This window comes from Pseudoalteromonas sp. S1610 (assembly GCF_005887465.1).
Taxonomy (GTDB): domain Bacteria; phylum Pseudomonadota; class Gammaproteobacteria; order Enterobacterales; family Alteromonadaceae; genus Pseudoalteromonas; species Pseudoalteromonas undina.
In genome coordinates, this window is sequence record NZ_PNDI01000022.1 from 26,943 (window position 1) to 50,918 (window position 23,976).

Below are 23,976 nucleotides of genomic sequence, written 5' to 3' on the forward strand. Positions count from 1 at the left end.
TATGCCATTAACAAACGTAAAACCGATTACCATTTTGATGGCAGACGATGATGAAGATGATCGTTTATTAACCCAAGATGCGCTTGCTGAAAGTCGCGTTTTAAATGAATTACATTTTGTTGAAGACGGTGTTGAACTCTTGGAGTACTTAGAGCGCAAAGGCAAGTTTGTAGATAAAAGCATCTCGCCAAGACCAGGCTTAATTTTACTTGATTTAAACATGCCGAGAATGGATGGTCGTGAAGCGCTTGAAGCTATTAAGGCAAATCCAAACCTAAAAGGCATCCCAGTGGTAATTTTAACCACATCTAAGCAAGAAGAAGACATGGTTAAAGGTTATAACCTAGGCGCTGCGTCTTACATAACTAAGCCGGTTACATTTGACGGGTTAGTTGAGTTGATGAAAACGCTGGGTAAATACTGGGTTGAGTTTGTAGAGCTACCAAGCACGTTTAACGATTAAGCATATTATTAAAACAGGAGACGCTATGTTAGCAAAGGCAACGAAACTGCTATTGGTTGAAGACGATGAAGATGATTATATTTTAACTCGTGACTATTTAGAGCAGCTCAGTTCCCATGTGTTTGACATAGACTGGATAAGCTCTCCTGAGCAGGCGGTGGAAGTGTTGAGTAAAAATCAACATGATATTTGCTTGCTTGATTATCGCTTAGGGGCATCTGATGGCTTGAGTGTTTTAAAACAAGCGCTTAAAAATGGTTTTTGTGGGCCTATTATTATGCTTACAGGGCAGTCAAACGATGCCCTCGATTCAGCTGCGCTTGATGCCGGAGCTGTTGATTACTTAGTTAAAAACGAAATGAGTGGTAGCCGGTTTGCTCGCTCTATTCGCTACGCATTAGCGCGCCGTGATGTAGAAGATGAGCGAGTGGAACGCTTAAAAGCCGAGGCTGAAAACCGTTCAAAAGATCGCTTTTTAGCACATTTAAGCCACGAATTGCGCACACCGCTATCTTCTATTTTAGGTTATACCGAGTTGTTGATGCTCAGTGACTTTAACAAGCAGGCTGAAAACGAGCTCGGTGTGATTTATCGTAATGGTAAGCATTTATTAAGCTTACTGAATGATGTTTTAGATTTATCTAAAATTGCTGTCGATAAACTCGAACTGAGTTTAGGGGAGGTTAACCTTGATAGCTTAATGGCCGACGTATTTACATTAATGCGCGTATCGGCACTCGATAAAGGCTTATCACTAAAGTTTGAATCACTGGAGCCTTTACCACTAGTCATTCGTGTAGATGCCACTCGAGTTCGACAAATTCTTATTAACCTGATCAATAACGCGATTAAATTTACTGAGCAAGGCGAGATTGTGGTTAACGCGTGGACTGAAGTAGTCAATGAGCGTGAAATGCTATTTTTTAGTATTAAAGACTCAGGCTTAGGTATTGCTCCAGAAAAACAAGCTCTCATCTTTAAGCCTTTTGAGCAAATAGCTGATGTAGAGTCGCGTTCAGTCGGTGGTGCAGGCTTAGGTTTAGCTATTTGTTCTGAACTACTTAGTCGTATGCAGGGGGATATTTCATTAGACTCTCACGTAGGTAAAGGCTCAACCTTTACCATTTCTTTATATCCTGGTGATATCAGGCAGGTAGAGCGCAATTTATTAAAACTTGATTTAACCCCCAATATGCAGCAAAAAGTAGCACCCTGCCAAGTGAGCGGTAAGGTGTTGGTGGTTGATGATTTACGCGATTTACGTGTGTTAGTTGGTCACTTAATCGGTTCAGCAGGCGCTGCGGTCGATTATGCTGATAATGGGAAGCAAGCGCTTGAAAAAGTAAAAAAACAGCTAGCAGACGGGCACGCAACCTACGATATTATATTTTTAGATATCCACATGCCAGTAATGGGCGGAAAAGAAGCTGCTATTGAGCTTAGAAAGCTAGGGTTTAAAGGTTCAATCATAGCCTTAACTGCTGCGACTATGAAAGGCATTCATAGCGAACTCAATGCGTTAGGGTTTGACGATATGATTGCCAAACCTGTCGATTCCAACTTGCTTTATCAATGCTTAGAGTTAAGGCTCGGGCAAAAAGAACAGCCTACTTCATCTATTCAGCCAATGCCTAAACCGAGTAGAGATAAGAAGTGCTTTTTATTAGTAGAAGATGATGCTGATGCCGCACAAATTACCCAGCTATTACTAGAAAGCTTGGATGTAGATACCGATATAGCAACAAGTGTTAAAGACTGTAAGGCAGTACTAGAGCATAATAGTAATTACGATAAAGTATTACTTGATATGCATTTGCCAGATGGAACCGGTTTAGAGCTGGCTGGGTTTATTAAACAGCATTACCCTAATATTAAGCGCGTTATTATTAGTGGTATGGAGCCCGATGCCGTGCATATCAGGCAACTAGAAATAGAGCAGGTATTGTTAAAACCAATAAATTTAGCATTACTCAATCAGCTTGTTTAACACCCTATTAGCTTACCTAGATGTTAAAGGTTTAACCACAGATTGGCGTATAACTAACTCGGGCTCAAATAACGTTTGAATAGGGTGTACGCTTTTTTGATAAACATGACTAAGTACCCACTGCGCTGCCACTTTACCCATCTCATCGATAGGATAGTTTATAGTGCTCAACGGAGGGTAAACGTGACGGGTAAAAAACACGTTATCGTAGCCAATAATTGAAAGCTGCGAAGGTAGTTGTATACCATGCTCTCTGGCACTCACCATGGCACCAGTGGCCATTTCGTCATTGGCACATACCAAGGCGGTAAAGGCTGGGTTGTTTTTATACAGTGTAGCGAAGCCTTCATAGCCACTTTCTTCTACAAAGTCACCTTCAAATAAATTATTTTCATCAAATTTAATGGCGAATTCATCAAGCGCTTGTTTATGCCCATTTAAGCGTTCTTGGGCATCTTTTTTCCATAATGGGCCGCTAATATACGCAATTTCTTTATGGCCCGATTCAATAATGTATTTAGTGGCTAAATAGCCACCTTTAGTATTATCAAGAATAATACAGCGGTCGGCGAGCTCTTCAATATAGCGGTTTAGCAAAACAAACGGGGTTTTGCCTTTACTGAGTTTTATTAAGTATTCATCACTAATAGCTTCAACATGCAAAATAAGTGCGTCGCAGTTACGGCTAATTAAAAATTCGATGCCTTGTTGCTCTCGCTCTGCGTCACTGTGGCCTGCGGTAATAATAACGTGTTTACCTTGGTTTCTTAGGGTGTTCTCTATACCGCTCATCATCGGTCCATAAAATGGCCCCTTAAGCTCTGAAACTAACAAGCCCGCACTATTCGAGCAATTAGAAGCCAGTGATTGCGCAATAGAGTTAGGGCGGTAGCCCAGCTCTTCCATGGCTAAGGTGACTTTTTTTCTGGTTGCATCACTTACGTTTGCATTGTTGTTCATTACTCTTGAAACAGTGGCAAGTGACACCCCTGCAAGCTTTGACACTTCATAAATGGTGGCCATACTATTCCTTGCTACAAATTGCTTTTCTGTGTTAAATCGGCAGTGATTTTTTTAATGGTTCTATTGTCTAGGCTGTATTTACTCATTATTAATGCCACAAGTACACTACCAATCGCAGGGTAAAGTGTGAATGAGGTTAAAATACCATTTTTAGTTGCCTCGCTTAATTCCACATTGGCTTGATATTGATAATAAGCAAGTAACCAACCGGCAATCGCTCCGCCTAATGCAAGCCCCAATTTGATAAAAAATACGATGCTTGCGTAAACTAAACCCGTGAGTCGAAGGCCATTTTGCCAGACTCCGTAATCAATAGTATCAGCCATTTTTGCCCATAATAAAGGCGTTGCCATTTGAGTGAAAAAACACCATAAAAAATACACTAAAAACGCTAGTAAAACGTGTTCATTAGGAACAAAAAAGGCAATGCAGCTCAATATGGCGGAAATATATTGCAGATAAACATAAGCCGCTTTCTTATCAAGGCGTTTACTTAAAGGTTGTGCGCAAGCGCAGCCTAAAATATTACCAATCATACCTAAGGTTACAAATTCGGTGATTAAATCTTCTTTGCCAAGAACATATTTTACATAGTAAATAGCCAACGTTGTGCGCAATACCATACTGGTTAATAATACCAGCGCTGCCATACACAAGATTTTAAACGGCTGATTTTGCCATAAAACGTGAAGTTGTGTTTTTAAAGATAATTTATGCGGTGGATTGCTCACTCGCTCTTTGGTGTAACGAAAACAAATTAAAAATAACACCACACCTAGGCAACTCATAACCAGCATGGTGAGTTGATAGCCCATTTCGTTATTACCATTGCCAAACCATTTTACTAAAGGCAAGGTGCAGCTTGTAACCAGTAAACCACCTAACATGCCAAATACAAACCGGTATGATTGAATGGAGACACGTTCGTTGGGGTTGCCACTTAATACGCCGCCAAGTGCCGAATAAGGAATATTAATTGCGGTGTAAACTAACATTAGCAGGGTGTAGGTAACGAAGGCGTAAATAATTTTGTTGGCGTCATCCATCTCAGGGGTAGTAAAAGTAATCACGCTTATAACGGCAAAAGGGATGGCAAGCCAAAGTAGGTAGGGTCGGTAGCTACCGTATTTAGTATGAGTGGCATCAGTGAGTGCGCCCATTATTGGATCAGTTACTGCATCAATAACTCTAACTACTAAAAAAAGGGTGCCCACAACTGCAGGCGAAATACCAAAAATATCAGTGTAGAAAAAAGTTAAAAACAGCATTACGGTTTGAAAAATAATATTACTGGCCGTGTCACCTAGGCCGTAAGCTATTTTTTCTTTTTTACTCAGCATAAAAGCCACTCGTTATTATTTTTGGCGCTGTTTAAGAAAATCACGATACGCAATTGCGCTTTGTTTTAAGGTACGTTGTTGAGTTTGGTAGTCAACATAGACTAGCCCAAAGCGTTTTTCATAACCATAGGCCCATTCAAAATTATCCATTAAACTCCATGCAAAGTAGCCTTGTACATTAACGCCTTGCTCAACTGCATTATGAACGGCATTAAGATGGGTATGGTAATAATTGATACGTTGTATGTCATCTACTTTACCATTTATTAATATATCAGCCATCGCTGCACCGTTCTCTGTTATATATACCTTAGGTAAAGTGTAACGATCATTTAGTGAAAGCAGTAATTCGCACAATCCCTGCGGGTATATTTCCCAGCCCATATCGGTGGTGGCAACATTCTCTAAAGAAACTTCTCTAAACCAATGATCTGGGGTATTTTTGTAATGAATACGAGTATAGTAATTAACCCCTAAAAAATCGATCTTTTGGCTAATAATTGCCATATCTCCATCACTAATATGGGGCTTTGCATCATTTGCAAGCTCATTAATCACTTCAGGGTAACAGCCCTCTAGTACTGCCCGTATATACCATTGGTTATGATAGTCATCAGCTAATTTAGCAGCGCGTTGATCAGCAGTGGTAAGCGGATAGGATGGGCTAAAGTTAAGTACTATACCGGCTTCTATCGTGGGGCAATTCTTACGTATCACTTGCATTGCGAGTCCATGGGCAAGCAGTAAGTGGTGCGCTGCTTGGCGTCCTGCTTTTTGACTTTTTATGCCTGGTGCATGTACCCCTATTTCATAGCCTAGGTAGGCACTACAAAAAGGCTCATTTAAGGTCGCATAAGAGTCAACTAAGCCCTCAAGTTGTTGAGTTACTATATGAGTGTAATGAGCAAATTGATACGCGGTATCGCGATTTAGCCAACCACCGTTGTCTTCTAAATGCTGTGGTAAATCCCAATGATATAAAGTGACATAAGTTTTAATGTTGCGCGCTTTTAAAGCTTGTAATAGCGATTTATAAAACGACATTCCTTGAATATTCAAGCTGCCATCTTGGTGTAAAACGCGTGGCCAAGAAATCGAAAGACGATAAGCGTCTACAGCTAAATCAGCAATCATTTGTACATCTTGTTGCCAATATTCTATGTGTTTACATGCTTGGTTGCCGTTACTGTTATCTGCAATGGTGTTTGGTTTGTTACAAAAAGTATCCCAAATACAGGGGAGGCGGGTATCGTAACTTCCCTCTATTTGAAAAGAGGCTGTAGCAACCCCAAAAATAAACGGCGGCTTTAAGAGGGCTGACGTGCCTGGTAAGGAGATTGTTTTAAACACAATGAGATACGTCCTTAAGCTTGCAAATAATAATGAGCTTTACAGTAGTTAGCTAAGCAATATAAATTGCATAATACAACAATGTAAGCGCTTACAATATTTTTGTAAATAAATTGATAAATTTTCTCTATATGCTATAAATGTAAGCGCTTACATTTGGTGTTGCAACTATTATCTGCATTTTAAGTTTTACTAAACGCAATAAAATAGAGGTAACAATCTGATAATTAAAAAATAATTAGAGATTATACTATGGCACATATCACACAGCCACTACCCGCAGCAGAAAACAGCCAAAAACCAGGGTCTACACACACCTTTGCGTTAACATCGCTTACGACCTTGTTTTTTATGTGGGGTTTTCTTACTTGCCTAAACGATATTTTAATTCCGTATTTAAAGGGAATGTTCTCCCTTAATTACACCCAAGCAATGTTGGTACAATTTTGTTTTTTTGGTGCCTACTTTGTTATGTCAATTCCTGCAGGGAAGCTGGTCAGTAAAATAGGTTACCAATTTGGTATTGTTGTTGGTTTGGTTGTTGCTGCGATAGGGTGTGCACTATTTTACCCCGCTGCAGAGGCACATGTTTACGAACTATTTTTACTTGCTTTGTTTGTACTTGCTTCAGGGATTACCATTTTACAAGTCTCTGCCAACCCTTATGTAAGCGTATTAGGGCCTGCAAAAACAGCGTCTTCGCGTTTAACTATGACTCAAGCTTTTAACTCTTTAGGTACAACTGTTGCGCCATTGTTTGGTAGTTGGTTAATTTTGTCAGAAATTAGTCAAGCTACAGCAGAACAAGTTAAGTTTCCTTATTTAATGCTCAGTGCAAGTTTATTAACATTGGCGATTATTTTTGCTTTTTTAAAGTTACCTAAATTAGGTAAAGCGATTGACAGTGAAGCAGAAAACCAAGGTGACACTGAGTTTGTTGATTTAGGCAGTGTATGGAAATATCGTCACCTTATTTTAGGCGCGATTGGTATTTTTGTTTACGTAGGGGCTGAAGTGGCCATAGGTAGTTTTTTAGTTGGCTTTTTAACCCTTGATCATATTGCAGGCTTACCAGAGCAACAAGCAGCACATTACATTAGCTATTATTTTGCAGGTGCAATGATAGGGCGCTTTGCTGGCGCCGCGATTATGCAAAAATTAAACGCAGCCAAAGTATTAGCTTGTCACGGTATTTTAGCAGGCTTACTTGTGTTAATTGCTATGACGGGTCAAGGGTCACTGGCTATGTGGGCTATTTTATTAGTTGGATTATGTAACTCTATTATGTTTCCTACTATTTTTAGTTTAGCACTGCAGGGGCTTGGTAAATACACCTCGCAGGGTTCGGGTATTTTATGTTTAGCGATTGTTGGCGGTGCCATTATTCCGTTATTACAAGGTATGCTAGCTGATAACATCGGTGTGCAATTAGCTCTTATTCTGCCCATTGGTTGCTATTTATATATTACTTATTTCGCGCTGTTTGGTGCAAAAAAAACAACGTCAACTCCTCTTTGAGTTTTAGGTGAATGTTATGATTATTAAACGCACTTTTTCAATCACTGCGCTGATGCTAGCAGCAATAACCAGCAGCGGTTGTTCGCAACCCTCTAACAGTGCTAGTGATGCGACAAGCCCAAAAGAAATTTGGCCAACAATAGAAACAGGTATTAAAAGCGATGCTCAAATGGAGCAAAAAATCGCTGATATGCTAAAGAGCATGACGCTAGAGCAAAAAATAGCGCAAATGATCCAACCTGAAATCCGTAATATCACGGTTGAAGATATGCGTAAGTATGGTTTTGGTTCTTACTTAAATGGTGGTGGTTCATTTCCAAACAATAATAAACATGCAACCCCTGAAGATTGGGTTGATTTAGCCGAAGAAATGTACCAAGCATCTATTGATGATTCTTTAGATGGCAGCACAATCCCTACAATGTGGGGCACTGATGCGGTACATGGACACAACAATGTTATTGGCGCGACCTTATTTCCGCATAATATTGGTTTAGGTGCTGCAAACAACCCTGCACTTATTGAAAAAATAGCCGCCGCTACTGCGCGAGAAGTAATGGTTACCGGTATAGATTGGGTATTTGCACCTACTGTTGCGGTGGTTCGTGATGACCGCTGGGGCCGTACTTACGAAGGATACTCTGAGGACCCTGAAATAGTGAAAGCGTATTCCGCTTCTATCGTTAAAGGATTGCAAGGCGCTGTAGATGAAGACTTTTTGTCGGATACGCGAGTAGTTAGCACCGTTAAGCACTTTTTAGGTGATGGTGGCACTGTCAATGGCGACGATCAAGGTAATAATATCGCCTCTGAAGAAGAGTTATTTGCGCTTCATGCACAAGGTTATGTAGGTGGTTTGAGTGCAGGTGCGCAAACGGTTATGGCTTCGTTTAACAGCTGGCATGGCGATAAAATACACGGTAACAAATACTTATTAACCGATGTATTAAAAGAAAAAATGGGTTTTGATGGCTTTGTTGTTGGCGATTGGAATGGCCATGGACAAGTTAAAGGCTGTTCAAATAGTAACTGTGCTCAAGCTGCTAATGCAGGCTTAGACGTGTACATGGCGCCAGATGAGTGGAAACCACTATTTAGCAACTTGGTTAACCAAGCTAACAGCGGTGAAATTCCACTAAGCAGAATTAACGATGCGGTAACGCGTATCCTACGCGTTAAAGTGCGCGCAGGATTATTTGATAAACCAAGCCCCGCGAAGCGTCCTCTTTCTGGAAAAACTGAAATTATTGGTAGTAGCGATCACCGTGCAGTGGCTAAACAAGCTGTACGCGAGTCTCTAGTATTACTTAAAAATAAGCAGCAGTTACTGCCATTATCGCCTAAGACCAACGTATTAGTCGCAGGCATAGGGGCTGATAACATCGGCATGCAGTCGGGTGGTTGGAGCGTTACGTGGCAAGGAACAGGCAATACCAACAGTGACTTCCCTGGCGGCAGCTCTATTTACGCAGGTATTAAAGATACTGTAGAGCAAGCTGGTGGCAGTGCAATGCTGAGTGTTGAAGGGGAATACAAAGCACGCCCAGATGTAGCCATTGTGGTGTTTGGTGAGCAACCATATGCAGAGGGTAATGGTGATGTTGATAACCTAGAATACCAGCGCGGTAATAAAAGCGACTTAGCGCTACTGAGAAAGTTTAAAGATGCAGGAATCCCTGTTGTATCATTATTTATTAGCGGTCGCCCAATGTGGGTTAATGCTGAGCTAAATGCCAGTGATGCGTTTGTTGCTATTTGGCTTCCAGGCAGTGAAGGTGATGCAATAAGTGATGTATTGTTTAAAAATGCAGACGGTTCAATTAATCACGACTTTAAAGGAAAGTTATCGTTTTCATGGCCGAATAACCCAATCGACAATGAAAACCGCAACGACGAAGCTTATAGCCCATTACTTCCTTATGGTTTTGGCTTAACCTACGGTGATAGCAACGTACTTAAAGATGACTTGGTAGAGCAAAATCAACAGACTGAACAATTGGACGACTTAGTGTTGTTTGAACGTGCTATAAAAGCACCGTGGTCGTTGGTATTAAAAAGTGGCGAGCAGCAAAAAACGGTGGCGAGCAGTCGCGAGTCATTAGGTGCGGTGAGCATCCAAACATTTGATAAAGAGGTGCAAGAAGATGCACGCGCTATTCGTTTTAATGGCCAAGCGATGGCTGGGGTTAATTTAGCCGCGGCATTCCCATCTGACTTACGCTCATACGTTGAAAACAATGGCCAATTGCAAATGCAAATTAAAGTAGATAAAGCGGCATCAAGCCCGCTGTGGATTGCTATGGGCTGTGGCGAAAGTTGTCAGGGTAAGTTTGATATTACCGATAACCTTGAGCAATCAGGTCAATGGCAAACATTAAACATCAACTTAAGTTGTTTTGCAGAGCAGGGTGTTGACTTAGCACAAGTATTTTCGCCATGGCAGTTAAGTACGCAAGGTGATTGGCATGTATCTATAGCTAAACTAGCTATAACTGCAAATGCTGCCGAGCAAAGTAGTGTTACTTGTAAGTAGTCAATAATCTATTAATAAGCAGGTACTGAGAGTACCTGCTTATTATTTTTAAACACATAGTACAAAACCTACCAAATTAGTCCCTTCTTACTTTTATTCCATTCTATGTGATTGATTATATTCAGCTCAATAGTTATCATAAAAACATAATAAAACTGCATTCGCTTTTGCGTTAACTATTTGAGAGTATGCCAAAATATTAAAAGCGTTATGTAATTAACAGGTGAGAGAATGAATCAAATAAAGCTGGCTTCGCAGAGCATACAGCCTTCAAAAATAGTCTGTGTGGGGCGCAATTACAGTGCGCATATTGCTGAATTAAACAACGAGCACCCTGAGCAAATGGTAATTTTTAATAAGCCTAATAGCGCGATCACTAATACCTTACTCTCTTCCCATAACGGTGATACGTTGCATTATGAAACTGAATTATGCTTTGTGATAAAAAATAAGCAGCTTGCAGGCGTAGGGATTGGACTTGATTTGACTAAGCGAGCTTTGCAAAGCAGTTTAAAAGAAAAGGGCTTGCCGTGGGAACGTGCTAAAGCATTCGATGGCTCAGCATTATTTAGTGATTTTATTGAGTTAACGCCAGAAATGACATCGTTTATATTTGAATTACATATTGATGGTAAAGTAATTCAGCACGGAGAAACCCAGCTAATGTTGCACCAACCTGCGCAAATTCTGGCAGAGGTAAATGAGTTTATGGGTTTAGAAGAGGGCGATATTATTATGACCGGCACGCCTGCTGGCGTAGGGATGGTAAGCGCCGGGCGAGAGTTTAAAGTTGCTCTTTATTCTGACTCTGGTCAGCAGTGTTTATTGGAGCATCATTGGTCTGTGAATCAAAGTTAAGCACATATTGATTATAGGCTTTATTAAAGTCCTCAAAGTGTTCATTTAACCAGTATTGCTGATTATTTTTGTATTGCTCTGAGGTTAAAATATTGTTTTTTAGTGCGTGATTAATTTTTTTTATTGCCATAGATGCAAAATTATTTGGGGCATTGGTCGCACAACCAACGGCTATTGGAACTAATTTATTTTTATTTTGGGCAATCGGTAGGTTTACAATATTTGATTGATTGCCTTTGCTGAAGTGGCTAGTAATAAATGGGTAATCAAGCGAGTAATCTAAAGAGCCGTGTTTTAAGCGCTCCATTACAACACCACTTTCATTATCACTACTCCAGCTCATAGAAACATTAGAGTGAGTTAATGAGTTTTCAATAATATTGTTAATCTGCACAGAAAAACGACGTGCATCAGCTTGACCGTAAGTGAAGCTTTTATCAGCAAGTAAACCCACTAAGTTTATAGGGTTTCCATGCTTAGAGATTAGTTCAGGTGCTTTTGCCGCGGTAGTTATGATGTTATGAGGGGGATAAACCGCCGTAGGTAATGAATATAAAAACTGTTTATTTGCACTGCGTTTGTAAATAGCGCATGGAAAACAAACGTTCCTACCCTCATCTATGTATTTATTAATCCGCTTTTGCGGTAAAACTAAGCGGGTATGTTTCACCCCTTTTATGCTATGCATTAGCTGTTGTGTTAAATCATCGCATAAGCCAAGCTGTTTTGTTTCTTTGCTTAAATGAAACGGAGGGGTTTTACTTTGTAACCATAAAATCTCTTCTATTGGCTTTGCTGTTTTACTATGACTGCAAGTAGAAAAAGTGACCAAAATGCCAAGACATAAAAAACGAAGTGATTGCATTACAAATAGATCCGCCTAGAAAATTTGTTGCGTATTATACTAGCAGTGCCTAAAAAATAAACATAAAGAACAGCAAAGCATCAATTTCATTGAAACGTATTTATACTTTGCTGTTTTTGATCACCTGCTAGGCTTAAAACCTCTTGCCGTGATTAAATCGCCCTATATAGAACAAACTTTAATCCCCAAAAATTAATAAGCCCTAGTATGGCATTGGGTTATTTCTGAATATGGTATCAATCGCTAGTAGTACATCGTCGCTAAGGGTTAGCTCAAATGCATCAATGTCTTCTTTTAATTGCGCCATAGTAGTGGCACCAATAATAGATGAGGTAACGCCATCCACTTGATTACACCACGCTAGCGCTAATTGTGCAGGGGTGATAGCGTGTGCATGGGCAAGTTCAACATACTCTTTGGTCGCCTTTTGTGATTGTGGCGTATCTCTAAAAATACCGTTACGCTGCATAAATGTCCAACGAGAGCCTTCAGGGCGCGCTCCATTTAGGTATTTACCCGTTAATAGTCCAGCAGCTAAAGGTGACCAAGGTAAATAAGCAATATCTTCATGCACACATTGCTCTATTAAATAAGGCCAATCTTTCGCATGCGCTAAACTAAACTCATTTTGAATAGACACCATTTTTGGTAAATTGTGCTCTTTGGCTAAATTTAAAAATTGGCTAATCCCCCACGGGGTGTCGTCAGAAAGTCCACAGTGTTTAATTTTACCCGCTTTAACACACGCATCTAAACCCTCTAAAATATCAAGCATGTCAGCGGTGTGCTGTTTTGCATCGACCTCAGTAAATTTAAGCATGCCAGGCCATTGCCTTGCAAAATGAGGAGTGCGGCGATTTGGCCAATGTAATTGGTATAAGTCAATATAGTCGGTTTGTAGGCGTTTTAGAGACTGATCAACTGCATCAATAACAGCTTGGCGAGTAATATCACCACCATCACGGATCCATGAAAGCCCATTACCGGCAATTTTAGTAGCAATAACAATGTCTTTTCGTTTCTGTGAATTACGTGCGACCCAATTCCCTATAATTTCCTCAGTTTTACCATAAGTATCGGGAGAGGGAGGAACTGCGTACATTTCTGCCGTATCAATAAAGTTAACACCACGGTCAAGAGCATAGGCTATTTGCTCATCAGCATCATGCTGGGTATTTTGTACTCCCCAAGTCATACTACCTAAACAGACCCTAGAAACACTAATATCACTACTGCCTAATTGACTATATTGCATTACTAATCCTAATTATTCGTTTTCAGAGTTTGCTTTTAAAGCCGATAACAAAGGTTCTGTGATCGTGGCTTTTTGCCCTGTTTTAAAGTCAAACATCACCACTTTTGATATGCCAGTGGTCGTTATCGCATTTTGCGCATGGCTAAATACACTGTAATTCATTATAAATCTGTCTGACTTAATATCACTAATAGTAATACCTACGCTTAATGTGTCAGGAAACGTCACAGGGCGTTTGTAGCGAATATTATTTTCACTGATCACAGGGCCAGTGGCTTTAGCATTGATAGTATCAAATAAATTTAATTTATTTAAAAAGTCGATTCTGGCTATTTCAAAATAACGAAGATAAACACAGTTATTAACATGCTGTAGGGCATCCATATCGCCCCACGCTACAGTAATGTCGGTATGAATAGGGTGTTGTTGTTTAAACGTTTCCATGTATTTATAGCTCTTGGTTTTAAAGTATTTAGATTAGCAACATGGTCGGATGAGCTCAAGGGAATTATAGTTGGCAAAAATTCTAGGGCTAAAATTGTACCTCTTTGAATTCATGACTATAGTAACTATTAACACACAAGGAGATAACTATGCAGAATATAATTAATTGGTTATTGGCATGCACCGTTTTTATAGCGTCGTTTACTTGTTACGCTATGGGTAATGAGGCAGGAGCAATTATTTTGATTTTATTAGGCTTTTCTTTAGAAATTTTATTTTGGATGTATTGTTTTAATAAGCCTAAGAAAAATAGGCGCTCTTTTTAAATAACAACAAGCTTGCTAATTAATAGCGATTACACAATAATGGCTGTATAAATAAACAGCTGTTATTGTGTGATGAAAAAGTTTATTCATATAGACATGGACTGCTTTTATGCAGCCGTTGAAATGCGCGACAACCCCAAGCTTGCAAGTGTACCGCTGGCAATTGGCGGTAACAGTCGCCGTGGAGTGCTCTCTACCGCTAACTATCTTGCTAGAGAGTATGGGGTGCGCTCTGCTATGTCTAACTATCATGCCAAACAGCTTTGCCCCGATTTAGTTATTGTGCCCGGAAGAATGGCTGTTTATAAACAAGTATCAACTCAAATCCGCGCTATATTTAACCGCTATACTGATCTTGTTGAGCCTCTTTCACTTGATGAAGCGTACCTAGATGTTACCGACAGTACTGCATTTAAAGGCAGTGCAACGTTAATTGCTGAGCAGATCCGCACCGATATTTTTAATACCACAGGGCTGACCGCTTCTGCGGGGATTGCGCCAATTAAATTTATAGCCAAAATTGCTAGCGATGAAAATAAACCCAATGGCCAATTTGTAGTATTGCCTGAGCAAGTTGACTCGTTTTTAGCCCAATTACCACTAGGTAAAATTCCAGGAGTGGGTAAGGTAACCTTGGAGAAGCTTAATTTAAAAGGGTTGTACACGGGCCAAGATGTTCGCGAAAAAGGGGCTAATTGGATGCAGCAACATGTGGGGAATTTTGGCGTGTCGTTATATCAAAAATGTATGGGGGAGCATATAGGGCGGGTTTCAACTGAGCGGATTCGTAAGTCATTGAGCGTGGAGCATACTTATGAATACAACAAAAATAGTCTTGATGAGTGCTTGGAGCAATTACCGCAACTGTTAGGTGAGCTCGAGGTTAGATTAAACAAACAGCAGCTACAAAATAAAATTAACAAGTTAAGTGTTAAAGTTAAATTTGCTAATTTTGTTGTGACCTCAGCAGATCAAGCGAATCATCAATTAAACACGGCTATTTTTAAAGAGTTACTCGCCAAAGCCTATCAACGCGGATTACAACAACCTGTGCGTTTATTAGGAATTGGTGTTGGTATTAAAAACCAACCAGAGCATAATTTACAGCTGAGTATTTTAGACGTGTAAAAGCTGTAACTCTAGGTTGCCAGTAAGTATGCAGATTACCGCAGTTTACTGGTTATAAATTGCTAAATAAATAATAATAGGGGCTACGTTTTCTAACAGGATCCTTTTTTATGGCATATCCAAAAGCAGTGCTGGCTCAGCCAGTTAGTGCAAGCCTAGATTGTGCATCACACGATGCACTAATTATTATCAGCGATGACTTTTCTCACATACCAAATACGCCTCTGCGCGATGCAATTTTAAATCAAGCTCAAGTAGACTCTCGCATAGGTAATCAAGTTACCTTGCTAGTAGTTGCCGGTAAACGTGTTGTATTAGCCCCAACAGGCCCTTTAAATAGAGATTATGATGATGTACGTCGCTATTTTGATGCGGCTAAATTAGCCATTAACGAGGCTAAAGCGTCAGGCAGTGTTAACCCCGCTATTTACTTACCTGCTTTAAATACCGACAGCCGTTACCAACACGCGCTGGAAGTGGCCTATTTAGGCGCATGCCAAGCATTATGGCAGCCTCTTGAAGCACGTGAATTTCATGGTCATGGTATTGAGCCAATTACTCAAATCGGTTTAATTGATGCCAATGAGCAAACGATTAAAGCAGTCAATGCATTAGCAGCTGGACAATATGCTGCACGTGATTTATGTGGTACCGAGCCTGAACGTATGGCACCACCACGCTTTGCTGATTACTGTAGCGAACTATTTAATAATAGCGCAGTGAGCGTTGATGTGATTGATGACTTGGCTGCCATTGATAAACACTATCCGATGCTAAGTACTGTTGCTCGTGCATCTTATGCAGTAGAGCGTCATCATCCACGCGTTGTTAAACTTGAATATGTACCAGAGGGTGAAGTAACACGCACACTGATGTTTGTTGGTAAAGGCTTAGTTTATGACACAGGCGGTGCAGATTTAAAAGTAGGCGGCTACATGGCAGGTATGAGCCGAGATAAAGGCGGTGCGGCTTCTGTGGCTGGATTTATGAAAGCAGTTGCTGATTACCAACCTAAAGGCGTTAAAGTGATTGCCTTTTTAGCAGTGGTACGTAACTCAATTGGTTCAGATTGTTTTGTTCCTGATGAAATTATTACTAGCCGTGAAGGTGTGCGAGTGCGCATTGGTAATACTGATGCCGAAGGGCGTCTAGCGATGGGTGATTTACTTAGTGAAATGAAAGATTTGGCTGTAAACGAAATAAACCCAACGCTGTTTACTGTGGCTACTTTAACAGGGCATGCTGCACGTGCGATGGGACCATATGGTGCTTATGTAGAAAATGGGCCAGCACGTAGTGCTAATATTTCACGTCAATTAGCTGATTGTGGTGATTTATGGGCTGACGGTGCTGAAGTATCACGTTCACGTCGTGAAGATTATGACTTTATAAAACCACGTACTTTAGCCGATGATGTGCTTTCTAGTAATAATGCGGCTTCTGCCGTCACAGCGCGCGGTCATCAATTCCCTATGGCATTTTTAGCTGTTGTAGGCGGGTTAGATAAGCATGGTAATGAGTCTACTTTACCACTCCCTTATGTGCATATGGATATTGCCGGTAGTGGCGTTGAAGGCGGCGATTGGCAACATGGTAAACCAACTGCGGCGTCAGTAAGCAGTTTATTTGCCCGCTACTGTTTATAATTCTCTATAAATAAGTCTAAAAAGCCCTGAAAATCAGGGCTTTTTTAATTGAGTTAACTAAGCTTAAAGCGCGATACCACGCTAGATAATTCAACACTGCTTTGTTTGAGTTTGTCGCTGGCAAGGGTTAAATCCTTTGTATTACCTAATGATTGCTCCGTTGATTGCGAAAGATCGTTAATTCTTAAGTTCACTTCATCTGCGGCCGATGTTTGCTGCTCTGTTGCTCTTGCAATTTGGCCGTTCATATCGGTGATCACCGATACTAACCTGTCTATTTCATCCAGTGATGTATTTGCTGAAGAGGCTTGTTCAACCGTAGAAATAGAAATTTCTTGGCTAGATTTTACCGCCTCAACTGCGGCTTTAGCGCCTTCTTGCAGTTTAGCTATCATGGCTTGAATTTCATCAGTGCTTTTACCCGTTCGACTTGCTAAGGTTCTTACTTCATCGGCTACGACGGCAAAGCCTCTACCATGCTCACCTGCCCGTGCAGCCTCAATGGCTGCATTGAGTGCCAACAGGTTAGTTTGCTCTGCAATACTTCTTATTACATCAAGCACCGAGCCAATATTATTACTCTCTTGAGCAAGATCAGCGGTTACTTTGCTTACGGTTTCTATATTACTCGAGAGGGTTTCAATGGCGATAATCGTTTTAGATACCACATTTTTACCCGTTGATGCATTACTGGCAGTATCATTTGCGGCTTGTTCAGCGGCTTCGGCATTACGGCTAACATCATGAATTTGATGAGTCATTTCCTCCATTGCAGCGGCTACTTGGGTGCTACTGTCGTTTTGAAGCTCAATAAACGACTGGCTGGTTTTGCTAGAATCATCTACAGCATGGGCATGCTCGTTTACATCGTTTGCGCTTTTGGCGACTAGTACTAAAGACTCTCTAATTTTAGAGACAAATAAATTAAATGACCGCGAAAGTTGAGATATTTCATCATTACCATTTTCGTTGAGAGTACGAGTTAAATCCCCCTCACCTTGAGAGATATCTTTCATCATCTGCGCTGCTAAACGAGTCGGCGTTAAAATGCTTCGGCCAATAAAGTAGCTAAATAACACCACCACAATAATCATAATAACAACGTTGATAATGATGATAGTGCGCTGCTGCGAAAAGGCACTGTCTATGGTATCAAGATAAACTCCCGAGCCGATTATCCATTGCCACTGATCAAAACCTTTAACAAACGCAATTTTATCTACGGGGTTGTCATTACCGGGCTTTGGCCATTTATAAGGCACATAACCTTCGCCGGATTGTTTTACAACGCTAACCATCTCAACAAATAACGGGGTGCCATCAGGGTCTTTATTATTAGTTAAATCTTTTCCCTCAAGAGCTGGTTTTATTGGGTGCATTACCATCGCCGGCTGGTAATTATTGATCCAAAAATAGTTAGTGTCATCATAGCGCAATGAGCGGATTGAGGCGATTGCTTGAGACTGTGCTTGTTGGCGAGTAAGAGTTTGGTTTTGTTCAAGGGCTGCATAGTGCTTAATAGTACTATATGCAGTTTCTACCACATTTTTAGTTTTAAGGTATTGCTCGTTTTTGAGCGCTTGGTATTGGTTACTCAAGCTCGAAATACTCAATACAATTAAACCAAATATTACAATCCCTACTAAAATGGCTAGACGTTGAAATATAGTAAAACGACGGAGATTTAGCATAAACATGTTCCTGTATAAGAGCATTACTTCTCTTTAATAAGCATAGTTAAAATATAGGCTAATAGAGCTTTATTTTCATAATATTGAATTTTTATATTTAGTTGTTAGCGGTTAATTTAAATACAATACAAGTTGCGCGCTCAGGCTTAGATTTTTAGTTACTCTATGCTTAAATGGATTTAATTATTGTTTGTTGACGTTTCAATATATCTTATTTGCATAAAAAAAGGCTGATACTTGTATCAGCCTTTAGTCGAATAATTAACCTAACGTTAGTTAATTTGTATTAAAATTACGGTTAAAGAAGTTAGTAATAGTTTGATGTAAATGAGTTTGAACTTGTTTACCGCGAAGACTATGTTTTGAGCCTGGGTAAGTCATCATTTCAAACTGTTGATTGTTATCTTGCAGCTGTTTAAACAATTTTGTTGCATGGGTAAACAAGACGTTGTCATCGGCCATACCATGGTAAATCATTAATGGGCCTTTAAGGCCTTCAGCATATGGGAAAACAGCACTGTCGGTATAACCTTGCGCATTTGTATCAGGGTGACCCAAGTAACGCTCGGTGTAGTGAGTATCGTATAAGGCCCAGTCAGTTACAGGTGCGCCTGAAACACCAGCACTAAAGTAATCGCCTGCTTTAAACATGGTCATTAGCGCCATATAACCACCGTAGCTGTGACCATAAATACCAATGCGTGCAGGGTCTACGTAATCAAGTGTACGTAAAAACTCAACGCCTTTAATCTGATCAGCTACTTCAACAACGCCTAAATTTTCATATATTGCATCTTCAAACTTTTTACCACGATTGTAAGAGCCGCGGTTATCTAGTTGAAAAATAACATAACCTTGTTGCGCCATATATTGAAAGTATAAGTTTTTACTACGCCAGCTATTAGTTACTCGCTGAGCATGAGGGCCGCCATACACGTTAACAATAACCGGGTGCTTTTTACCCTTAGCCATGTTTGTAGGTTTAAATAAACGGTAATGCATAACTTGGCCGTCTTCAGCGGTAATAGTACCGTACTCAGGCTGTGCTAAATCGGTTAAAAAGGGAGTTAGTGGGTGAGAGTCGTCTAGTTTATTCTCTTCAAGCCACGTAATAAACTCACCATTGATTTTGCGCAGCGCTGCTGAATTTGGCTTATTCACCGATGAACTAGTGTCAATGAAGGTTTTGTTATCTTTTGCCAGTACAACATTGTGGTATTGGCCTTTTTCAGTTATACGCTTAATTGCTCCTTTTTTAAATAAAGGTGCACTGTATAAGTGGCTTTCAAGCGCAGTATCTTTACGCGCTGCAAAGTAAACTATACCATTTTTTTCATCTACGCCTTTTAAGCTATCAACAACCCAGTCACCAGCTGTTATTTGACGAATAAGTTGGCCATTATTACCGTACAAATAAAGGTGCTTAAATCCATCTCGCTCCGAGGCCCACACAAAATGTTTTTTATCTTTTAAAAACTCAAGATCAAAATGTAGGTTTATCCAGGTATCACTTTTTTCAGTTAAAGCAACGGTTTGCTGTTTCGTTTTACTGTTGTAAAAGCGTAATTCTAAGTTGTGTTGCGAGCGGTTTTGCCATTGATAAGAAAGCGTATTGCTGTCGTTTAGCCACTTAGCGCGGGCAATATAAATATCTTTATCGTCGCCTAAGTCAATCCAGTCAACTGCTTGATCATTAAGCTTTACTACCCCAAGTTGAATGTCAACATTATTGGTGCCAGTAAATGGATAACGCTGGTTAAATAGCTTTACTTCATCAGCATAAATTTCGTTACGAATCGCTTCTTGAACAGGGCTTTCATCAACGCGAGTAAAGGCGATTTTAGATTCATCATTTGCCCACCAATAACCGGTCATGCGGCTCATTTCTTCTTGCGCCACAAATTCGGCCATACCATTTTTAATAACGCCACCGCCATCTTTACTTAATTGAATTTCTTTACCAGATGCCAGTTCTAATGCGAAGAGGTTTTGCTCACGAACAAATGACACAAAATTACCTTTTGGAGAAAAGCGCGCATCGGTTTCAAATGCTTCAGTGTTAGTCAGCTTTTTACTATTTTTTGTTTTTAAGTCGAAGTAATAAAGGTCGCCATTAAGAGGAAATAATAACGCTTTACCATCTTTTGACCATTTGTATTCAAGAATACCTTTACCAAAAATACGCTGGCGTTCACGGCGTGCTTTTTCTTCATCTGACAGGTTTTCTGGGCCTGAAAATAATTGCGCTGAATCAACGAGCAATCGATTGGTGTTATCTTTTAAATTATATTCCCATAAATCATAGCGGTTGTAGTCATCTGCTTTACCTTGTAAGTAGGTAACACGGCTACCATCGGGAGAAAACTTAAGTTGTACCGGAGATTTGCCAGCTAAGCTTGGATCATCAAATATACGCTCAAGCGTTAACGGCTTTGCTTGAACGCTTAATGCGCCCGCCATCAGGGGGATTGCCAGTGAGAGGTGTTTTAGTTTTTTTAACACAGGATTGCCTTTACTTACATAAAATTATCCCCGATGGTAAAGCACAAGCGTGTGCAACTGCAACTAAATGCTATAAAGTGTGAAGTAAAATAACCTAAGGATTTAACATGCGCGAAACATCATTTACCTTAGCCCCAGAGCTGACAAGAGATTGTATTGAACTGGCCGATTGGCCTCTTTGTAAGGTATTACTACTAAATGACAGCCAATACCCATGGTTTATATTAGTTCCTAGAATAGCGGGTTTAAAAGAGATAATAGATTTAACCGAGCAGCAACAAATTACTTATTTACAGGAGTCGGCTAAGCTCAGTCATTTATTAATTGAGGTGTTTAATCCTGATAAGTTAAATGTGGCCGCGCTTGGTAATATGGTACCGCAATTACATATTCATCATATAGCGCGTTTTAAAACAGATATTGCATGGCCTGCGCCGGTATGGGGCAAGTTTCCAAGTGTCCCTTATACTAATGAGCAGATAGAGCAATTAAAAACACATTTTTAAAATCAGAATGGGTTACTTTGAGGAGATAGTATGAAATTAATAAAACAACTCTGCACTAGTGTATTTATAGCAGCCATTGCTGTTTCAACAGTAATAGCGAGCGAGCAGCCGGTAGCTACAGATGTGGTAAATAACGTTAGCATTAAAAACTTTGCAGCACATAACAACTTGGTTTTTTCAGCAGCGCAACCGACTAAAGAGCAGTTTAAGCAATTATCGCAAGCCAAGGTAAAGCATGTTATTAATTTACGTGCAGCAGATGAGCAAGACTGGGATGAAGGCGCGTTAGTCAACTCTTTAGGAATGAGCTACCACGCAATTGAGATTGCGGGTGCAAAAGACGTAAACACTGATAATGCAAAGCAGTTAGCCAATCTTTTAGAGCAACTTAAAGGTGAGTCGGTGGTTGTTCATTGTGCAAGTAGCAACCGTGTTGGCGCGTTAATGGCTATTTCAGCCCACCAGCAAGGTACAGATATAGAGTCTGCGATTGAAATCGGTAAGCAGTGGGGAATGGCAAGCCTTGAGCCGGTTGTACGCAAAGTGGTGAATGACAAATAAGCATACTGATAAGTAATAAAAAAGCGTTACAATGTAACGCTTTTTATTTAATTAGCTTTTGTTAATCAAGGCCAAGCACATCTTTACCTTGTTTAAAGGTCACATCTACAGGGATGTTCGCTTTGCTTAACTTTTCTAAGTCTTTAGCAAGTTCCGCTTTAATATCGCCATGAGTGGCAATGAGTTGATCTACTTTTTCGTAATCACCGTCACCTTGTAGAGTTAAAATAAGGCGCGATAATTTTGCCATGGCATCACCCATTTTATCCATGTTGATGCTGTATAGCCCATCTTCATTTTTGGAAAAAGCACCTTCTTGAGCAAAAAAGTTAAAGCGGATCATGTTTGCTTTACCATGTGCACTTGAGGCACCGAAACGTACTGAGCGGAAAATACCCGCCATAAAGGTGGTGTAGTAATCTTCTAAAGTCCCTTCAGTGATCTCACCTTTTTTAAGTAACTGTTCAACCATATATAAACCAAGAATATCGGCTTTACCTTCTTCTAAAGCACTAGCGTGTTCTTGAAGTGATTGGCGAACGGTACCTTTACCCGTTAAGGTGTTTTTAATCCCTAAACCGTGAGCCACTTCATGGAACATGGTATTGGCAAAAAATGCATCAAAGGTAATGTGTTTGCGTTGCTCTGGCACAATTAACTGCTCTGAGATAGGCACTAAAATTTTATCAAACTTCGCACGCATTGCGTTTTTAAGCTGTAAACGACGAGTGCCTTTTTCTAATTGCACCTGCTCATCATTGGGCAAGTTAATTGCAATGGTTTTACTGCCAGCATTTGAGTGCCCAGCATAATAAACAACATCATAGGCATTTAAGTCAGCATCTGATCCTGGTACTTCTTGCTTGTATTTGCTATCGACAGGTAAGCCTTTTTGCAGCTCAGGTAAAAAGGCAGCAAATTTAGCCAGGCGTTCGCTCCATTTTAAATCTTTAATTAGTACATACGATTCATAGGCAGCACGGTAACCAAATAATTGGTCTTCGTAGTTTTCAATTGGGCCAATAACCACATCAATTGGGTTATTTTTCATATCCATCCAAGCAAAGTCAGAGGCTTGGAAGTCATCGCTTTGTATTGCGTCAGCCCGTAAGTTTAGGTAGTTGGCGAATTCTTTGTCGTCGGCTAGCTTGCTGGCTTCTCTAAGTAACTCAGCAGCTTGAGCAAGCTCTGAGGCATATTCTTCTGAATAAGGAGTGCTGTATAAGTTGCCTAGTTCATCACGTTTAATCAGTGAGTAAAGCCCTGTTTTATCTTTTACATCAGCGTTATTAAGCTCTTCTTTGGTGATGTCGGCTGGGTAAAAGCCTGCACCAAGCGGCTTTTCTTTATAGCCTGATAAGAATACTTCATCGCCGTTTAAGCGATCCCATGGGCCATAGTTAATATCAGCAAACTGACGTACTTTTTCATCATCTAGTTGTGCTAAAAAGTCTTGCTTATCTTTACCAAATGCTTGCTTCCAGAATAAATCATCCATAATTTTTGAAGCATCAATAAGTTTAGCTACCATAGCTTTTTGATTGTCAGACAAGTGTGATAAGTCACTTTGTAAACTAAAGTCTGTATATATGTCTAAGCGTTGACGGTCAATATTAACAAGCGCTGGCCCAGAAGGCGTTTGAGAAGCCGTTGGCGCTGAGCTCTGCGGCGTATTACTTGAAGACGGTGCTTGCTCAGAGCAGGCACTAAGAAAAACGATGCCAGAGAGCAGTATTGCTTGGCTAATTTTATTTAAGATCATTATATTGCCTTTAAAAAGTCTATTTTATAACTTGTATACTGTAAGTTAAGGTACTGAAGCGTGTTAATGTGCCTTAGCATGTTTGCATTAAAGCAAAACCCCCTAGCAAATAGCAAGTATTAGGCGTTAGTGCGCATAAATCAGTGAGGCACTAGTAAATAATCAATAATTATCTACAATTTTTTCTACTTTGGGTATATGTTTAGTACTGCTAAGCT

General features: G+C 40.1%; 19 protein-coding genes. 10 read left to right on the plus strand and 9 right to left on the minus strand.

Annotated features, from left to right (window positions below; all coding sequences use genetic code 11):
* Window position 1: 1 nt before the first annotated feature.
* Both CWB77_RS10195 and CWB77_RS10200 read left to right on the plus strand, forming a co-directional pair.
* A complete protein-coding gene (locus tag CWB77_RS10195) occupies window positions 2–463 on the plus strand; it encodes a response regulator (RefSeq protein ID WP_010390893.1) in 462 nt (153 codons plus the stop codon).
* A gap of 25 nt (window positions 464–488) precedes the next feature.
* Window positions 489–2,450, plus strand: coding sequence for an ATP-binding response regulator (locus CWB77_RS10200; RefSeq protein ID WP_138622617.1), 1,962 nt, complete (start codon window positions 489–491; stop codon window positions 2,448–2,450).
* 12 nt (window positions 2,451–2,462) lie between these two features.
* Here CWB77_RS10200 and CWB77_RS10205 read toward each other — a convergent pair whose 3' ends face one another.
* Genes CWB77_RS10205 through CWB77_RS10215 form a run of 3 tightly spaced genes read right to left on the minus strand, consistent with a single transcriptional unit; the run spans window position 2,463 to window position 6,163 of the window.
* Entirely contained in the window at window positions 2,463–3,473 is a 1,011-nt protein-coding gene (locus CWB77_RS10205) for a LacI family DNA-binding transcriptional regulator (protein WP_138622619.1), read from the minus strand.
* Window positions 3,474–3,484: 11 nt separating this feature from the next.
* The gene (locus CWB77_RS10210) at window positions 3,485–4,813 is read right to left on the minus strand and encodes a glycoside-pentoside-hexuronide (GPH):cation symporter (RefSeq protein WP_109875285.1); all 1,329 of its coding nucleotides are present in this window, start codon (window positions 4,811–4,813) and stop codon (window positions 3,485–3,487) included.
* Between the two features lie 15 nt (window positions 4,814–4,828).
* The gene (locus CWB77_RS10215; RefSeq protein ID WP_138622621.1) at window positions 4,829–6,163 is read right to left on the minus strand and encodes a GH1 family beta-glucosidase; all 1,335 of its coding nucleotides are present in this window, start codon (window positions 6,161–6,163) and stop codon (window positions 4,829–4,831) included.
* A gap of 252 nt (window positions 6,164–6,415) precedes the next feature.
* Between CWB77_RS10215 and CWB77_RS10220 the strand changes: the two genes are divergently transcribed.
* The 3 genes from CWB77_RS10220 to CWB77_RS10230 all read left to right on the plus strand — a co-directional run bounded on the left by CWB77_RS10220 (window position 6,416) and on the right by CWB77_RS10230 (window position 11,072).
* Window positions 6,416–7,681: a sugar MFS transporter gene (locus CWB77_RS10220; protein ID WP_010390899.1), complete on the plus strand. Its 1,266-nt coding sequence runs from the start codon at window positions 6,416–6,418 to the stop codon at window positions 7,679–7,681.
* Window positions 7,682–7,697: 16 nt separating this feature from the next.
* A complete protein-coding gene (locus tag CWB77_RS10225; RefSeq protein WP_138622623.1) occupies window positions 7,698–10,214 on the plus strand; it encodes a glycoside hydrolase family 3 protein in 2,517 nt (838 codons plus the stop codon).
* A gap of 231 nt (window positions 10,215–10,445) precedes the next feature.
* Window positions 10,446–11,072 (plus strand): fumarylacetoacetate hydrolase family protein, encoded by a 627-nt coding sequence (locus tag CWB77_RS10230; protein WP_138622625.1) that lies wholly within the window; start codon window positions 10,446–10,448, stop codon window positions 11,070–11,072.
* Here CWB77_RS10230 and CWB77_RS10235 read toward each other — a convergent pair.
* The 3 genes from CWB77_RS10235 to CWB77_RS10245 all read right to left on the minus strand — a co-directional run bounded on the left by CWB77_RS10235 (window position 10,999) and on the right by CWB77_RS10245 (window position 13,636).
* Window positions 10,999–11,937, minus strand: a complete 939-nt coding sequence (locus CWB77_RS10235) for an ABC transporter substrate-binding protein (RefSeq protein WP_138622627.1) — start codon at window positions 11,935–11,937, stop codon at window positions 10,999–11,001. The genes CWB77_RS10230 and CWB77_RS10235 overlap by 74 nt on opposite strands.
* 202 nt (window positions 11,938–12,139) lie before the next feature.
* Entirely contained in the window at window positions 12,140–13,192 is a 1,053-nt protein-coding gene (locus CWB77_RS10240) for an aldo/keto reductase (protein WP_138622629.1), read from the minus strand.
* A 12-nt stretch (window positions 13,193–13,204) separates the two neighbouring features.
* Window positions 13,205–13,636 (minus strand): acyl-CoA thioesterase, encoded by a 432-nt coding sequence (locus CWB77_RS10245; RefSeq protein ID WP_138622631.1) that lies wholly within the window; start codon window positions 13,634–13,636, stop codon window positions 13,205–13,207.
* A 149-nt stretch (window positions 13,637–13,785) separates the two neighbouring features.
* Here CWB77_RS10245 and CWB77_RS18425 point away from each other — a divergent pair, with 149 nt between their 5' ends.
* The 3 genes from CWB77_RS18425 to CWB77_RS10255 all read left to right on the plus strand — a co-directional run bounded on the left by CWB77_RS18425 (window position 13,786) and on the right by CWB77_RS10255 (window position 16,736).
* The gene (locus CWB77_RS18425; protein ID WP_010390907.1) at window positions 13,786–13,962 is read left to right on the plus strand and encodes a hypothetical protein; all 177 of its coding nucleotides are present in this window, start codon (window positions 13,786–13,788) and stop codon (window positions 13,960–13,962) included.
* Between the two features lie 72 nt (window positions 13,963–14,034).
* Window positions 14,035–15,090, plus strand: coding sequence for a DNA polymerase IV (dinB, locus tag CWB77_RS10250; RefSeq protein ID WP_010390908.1), 1,056 nt, complete (start codon window positions 14,035–14,037; stop codon window positions 15,088–15,090).
* Window positions 15,091–15,200: 110 nt separating this feature from the next.
* Window positions 15,201–16,736 (plus strand): M17 family metallopeptidase, encoded by a 1,536-nt coding sequence (locus CWB77_RS10255; protein WP_138622633.1) that lies wholly within the window; start codon window positions 15,201–15,203, stop codon window positions 16,734–16,736.
* A gap of 53 nt (window positions 16,737–16,789) precedes the next feature.
* Here CWB77_RS10255 and CWB77_RS10260 read toward each other — a convergent pair whose 3' ends face one another.
* Window positions 16,790–18,427, minus strand: coding sequence for a methyl-accepting chemotaxis protein (locus tag CWB77_RS10260; RefSeq protein ID WP_138571315.1), 1,638 nt, complete (start codon window positions 18,425–18,427; stop codon window positions 16,790–16,792).
* 276 nt (window positions 18,428–18,703) lie between these two features.
* Entirely contained in the window at window positions 18,704–20,929 is a 2,226-nt protein-coding gene (locus CWB77_RS10265) for a S9 family peptidase (protein ID WP_138622635.1), read from the minus strand.
* A 107-nt stretch (window positions 20,930–21,036) separates the two neighbouring features.
* Between CWB77_RS10265 and CWB77_RS10270 the strand changes: the two genes are divergently transcribed.
* Window positions 21,037–21,435 carry an HIT domain-containing protein gene (locus CWB77_RS10270; protein WP_010390912.1) on the plus strand — a complete coding sequence of 133 codons (399 nt, stop codon included), beginning with the start codon at window positions 21,037–21,039 and terminating at the stop codon, window positions 21,433–21,435.
* Window positions 21,436–21,465: 30 nt separating this feature from the next.
* On the plus strand, window positions 21,466–21,996 hold the full coding sequence (locus CWB77_RS10275) for a phosphatase domain-containing putative toxin (RefSeq protein ID WP_010390914.1): 531 nt from the start codon (window positions 21,466–21,468) through the stop codon (window positions 21,994–21,996).
* A 61-nt stretch (window positions 21,997–22,057) separates the two neighbouring features.
* On the opposite strand, the gene CWB77_RS10280 is transcribed toward CWB77_RS10275, so the two are convergent.
* Window positions 22,058–23,758, minus strand: coding sequence for a DUF8614 domain-containing protein (locus tag CWB77_RS10280; protein ID WP_010390917.1), 1,701 nt, complete (start codon window positions 23,756–23,758; stop codon window positions 22,058–22,060).
* Between the last annotated feature and the right edge of the window lie 218 nt (window positions 23,759–23,976).

Bases quoted from the DNA above. Each gene is read 5' to 3' on its own strand.
- CWB77_RS10195 (WP_010390893.1), top strand. From the start codon at position 2: ATGCCATTAACAAACGTAAAACCGATTACCATTTTGATGGCAGACGAT.
- CWB77_RS10200 (WP_138622617.1), top strand. From the start codon at position 489: ATGTTAGCAAAGGCAACGAAACTGCTATTGGTTGAAGACGATGAAGAT.
- CWB77_RS10205 (WP_138622619.1), bottom strand. From the start codon at position 3,473: ATGGCCACCATTTATGAAGTGTCAAAGCTTGCAGGGGTGTCACTTGCC.
- CWB77_RS10210 (WP_109875285.1), bottom strand. From the start codon at position 4,813: ATGCTGAGTAAAAAAGAAAAAATAGCTTACGGCCTAGGTGACACGGCC.
- CWB77_RS10220 (WP_010390899.1), top strand. From the start codon at position 6,416: ATGGCACATATCACACAGCCACTACCCGCAGCAGAAAACAGCCAAAAA.
- CWB77_RS10225 (WP_138622623.1), top strand. From the start codon at position 7,698: ATGATTATTAAACGCACTTTTTCAATCACTGCGCTGATGCTAGCAGCA.
- CWB77_RS10230 (WP_138622625.1), top strand. From the start codon at position 10,446: ATGAATCAAATAAAGCTGGCTTCGCAGAGCATACAGCCTTCAAAAATA.
- CWB77_RS10235 (WP_138622627.1), bottom strand. From the start codon at position 11,937: ATGCAATCACTTCGTTTTTTATGTCTTGGCATTTTGGTCACTTTTTCT.
- CWB77_RS10240 (WP_138622629.1), bottom strand. From the start codon at position 13,192: ATGCAATATAGTCAATTAGGCAGTAGTGATATTAGTGTTTCTAGGGTC.
- CWB77_RS10245 (WP_138622631.1), bottom strand. From the start codon at position 13,636: ATGGAAACGTTTAAACAACAACACCCTATTCATACCGACATTACTGTA.
- CWB77_RS18425 (WP_010390907.1), top strand. From the start codon at position 13,786: ATGCAGAATATAATTAATTGGTTATTGGCATGCACCGTTTTTATAGCG.
- dinB (WP_010390908.1), top strand. From the start codon at position 14,035: ATGAAAAAGTTTATTCATATAGACATGGACTGCTTTTATGCAGCCGTT.
- CWB77_RS10255 (WP_138622633.1), top strand. From the start codon at position 15,201: ATGGCATATCCAAAAGCAGTGCTGGCTCAGCCAGTTAGTGCAAGCCTA.
- CWB77_RS10260 (WP_138571315.1), bottom strand. From the start codon at position 18,427: ATGCTAAATCTCCGTCGTTTTACTATATTTCAACGTCTAGCCATTTTA.
- CWB77_RS10270 (WP_010390912.1), top strand. From the start codon at position 21,037: ATGCGCGAAACATCATTTACCTTAGCCCCAGAGCTGACAAGAGATTGT.
- CWB77_RS10275 (WP_010390914.1), top strand. From the start codon at position 21,466: ATGAAATTAATAAAACAACTCTGCACTAGTGTATTTATAGCAGCCATT.
- CWB77_RS10280 (WP_010390917.1), bottom strand. From the start codon at position 23,758: ATGATCTTAAATAAAATTAGCCAAGCAATACTGCTCTCTGGCATCGTT.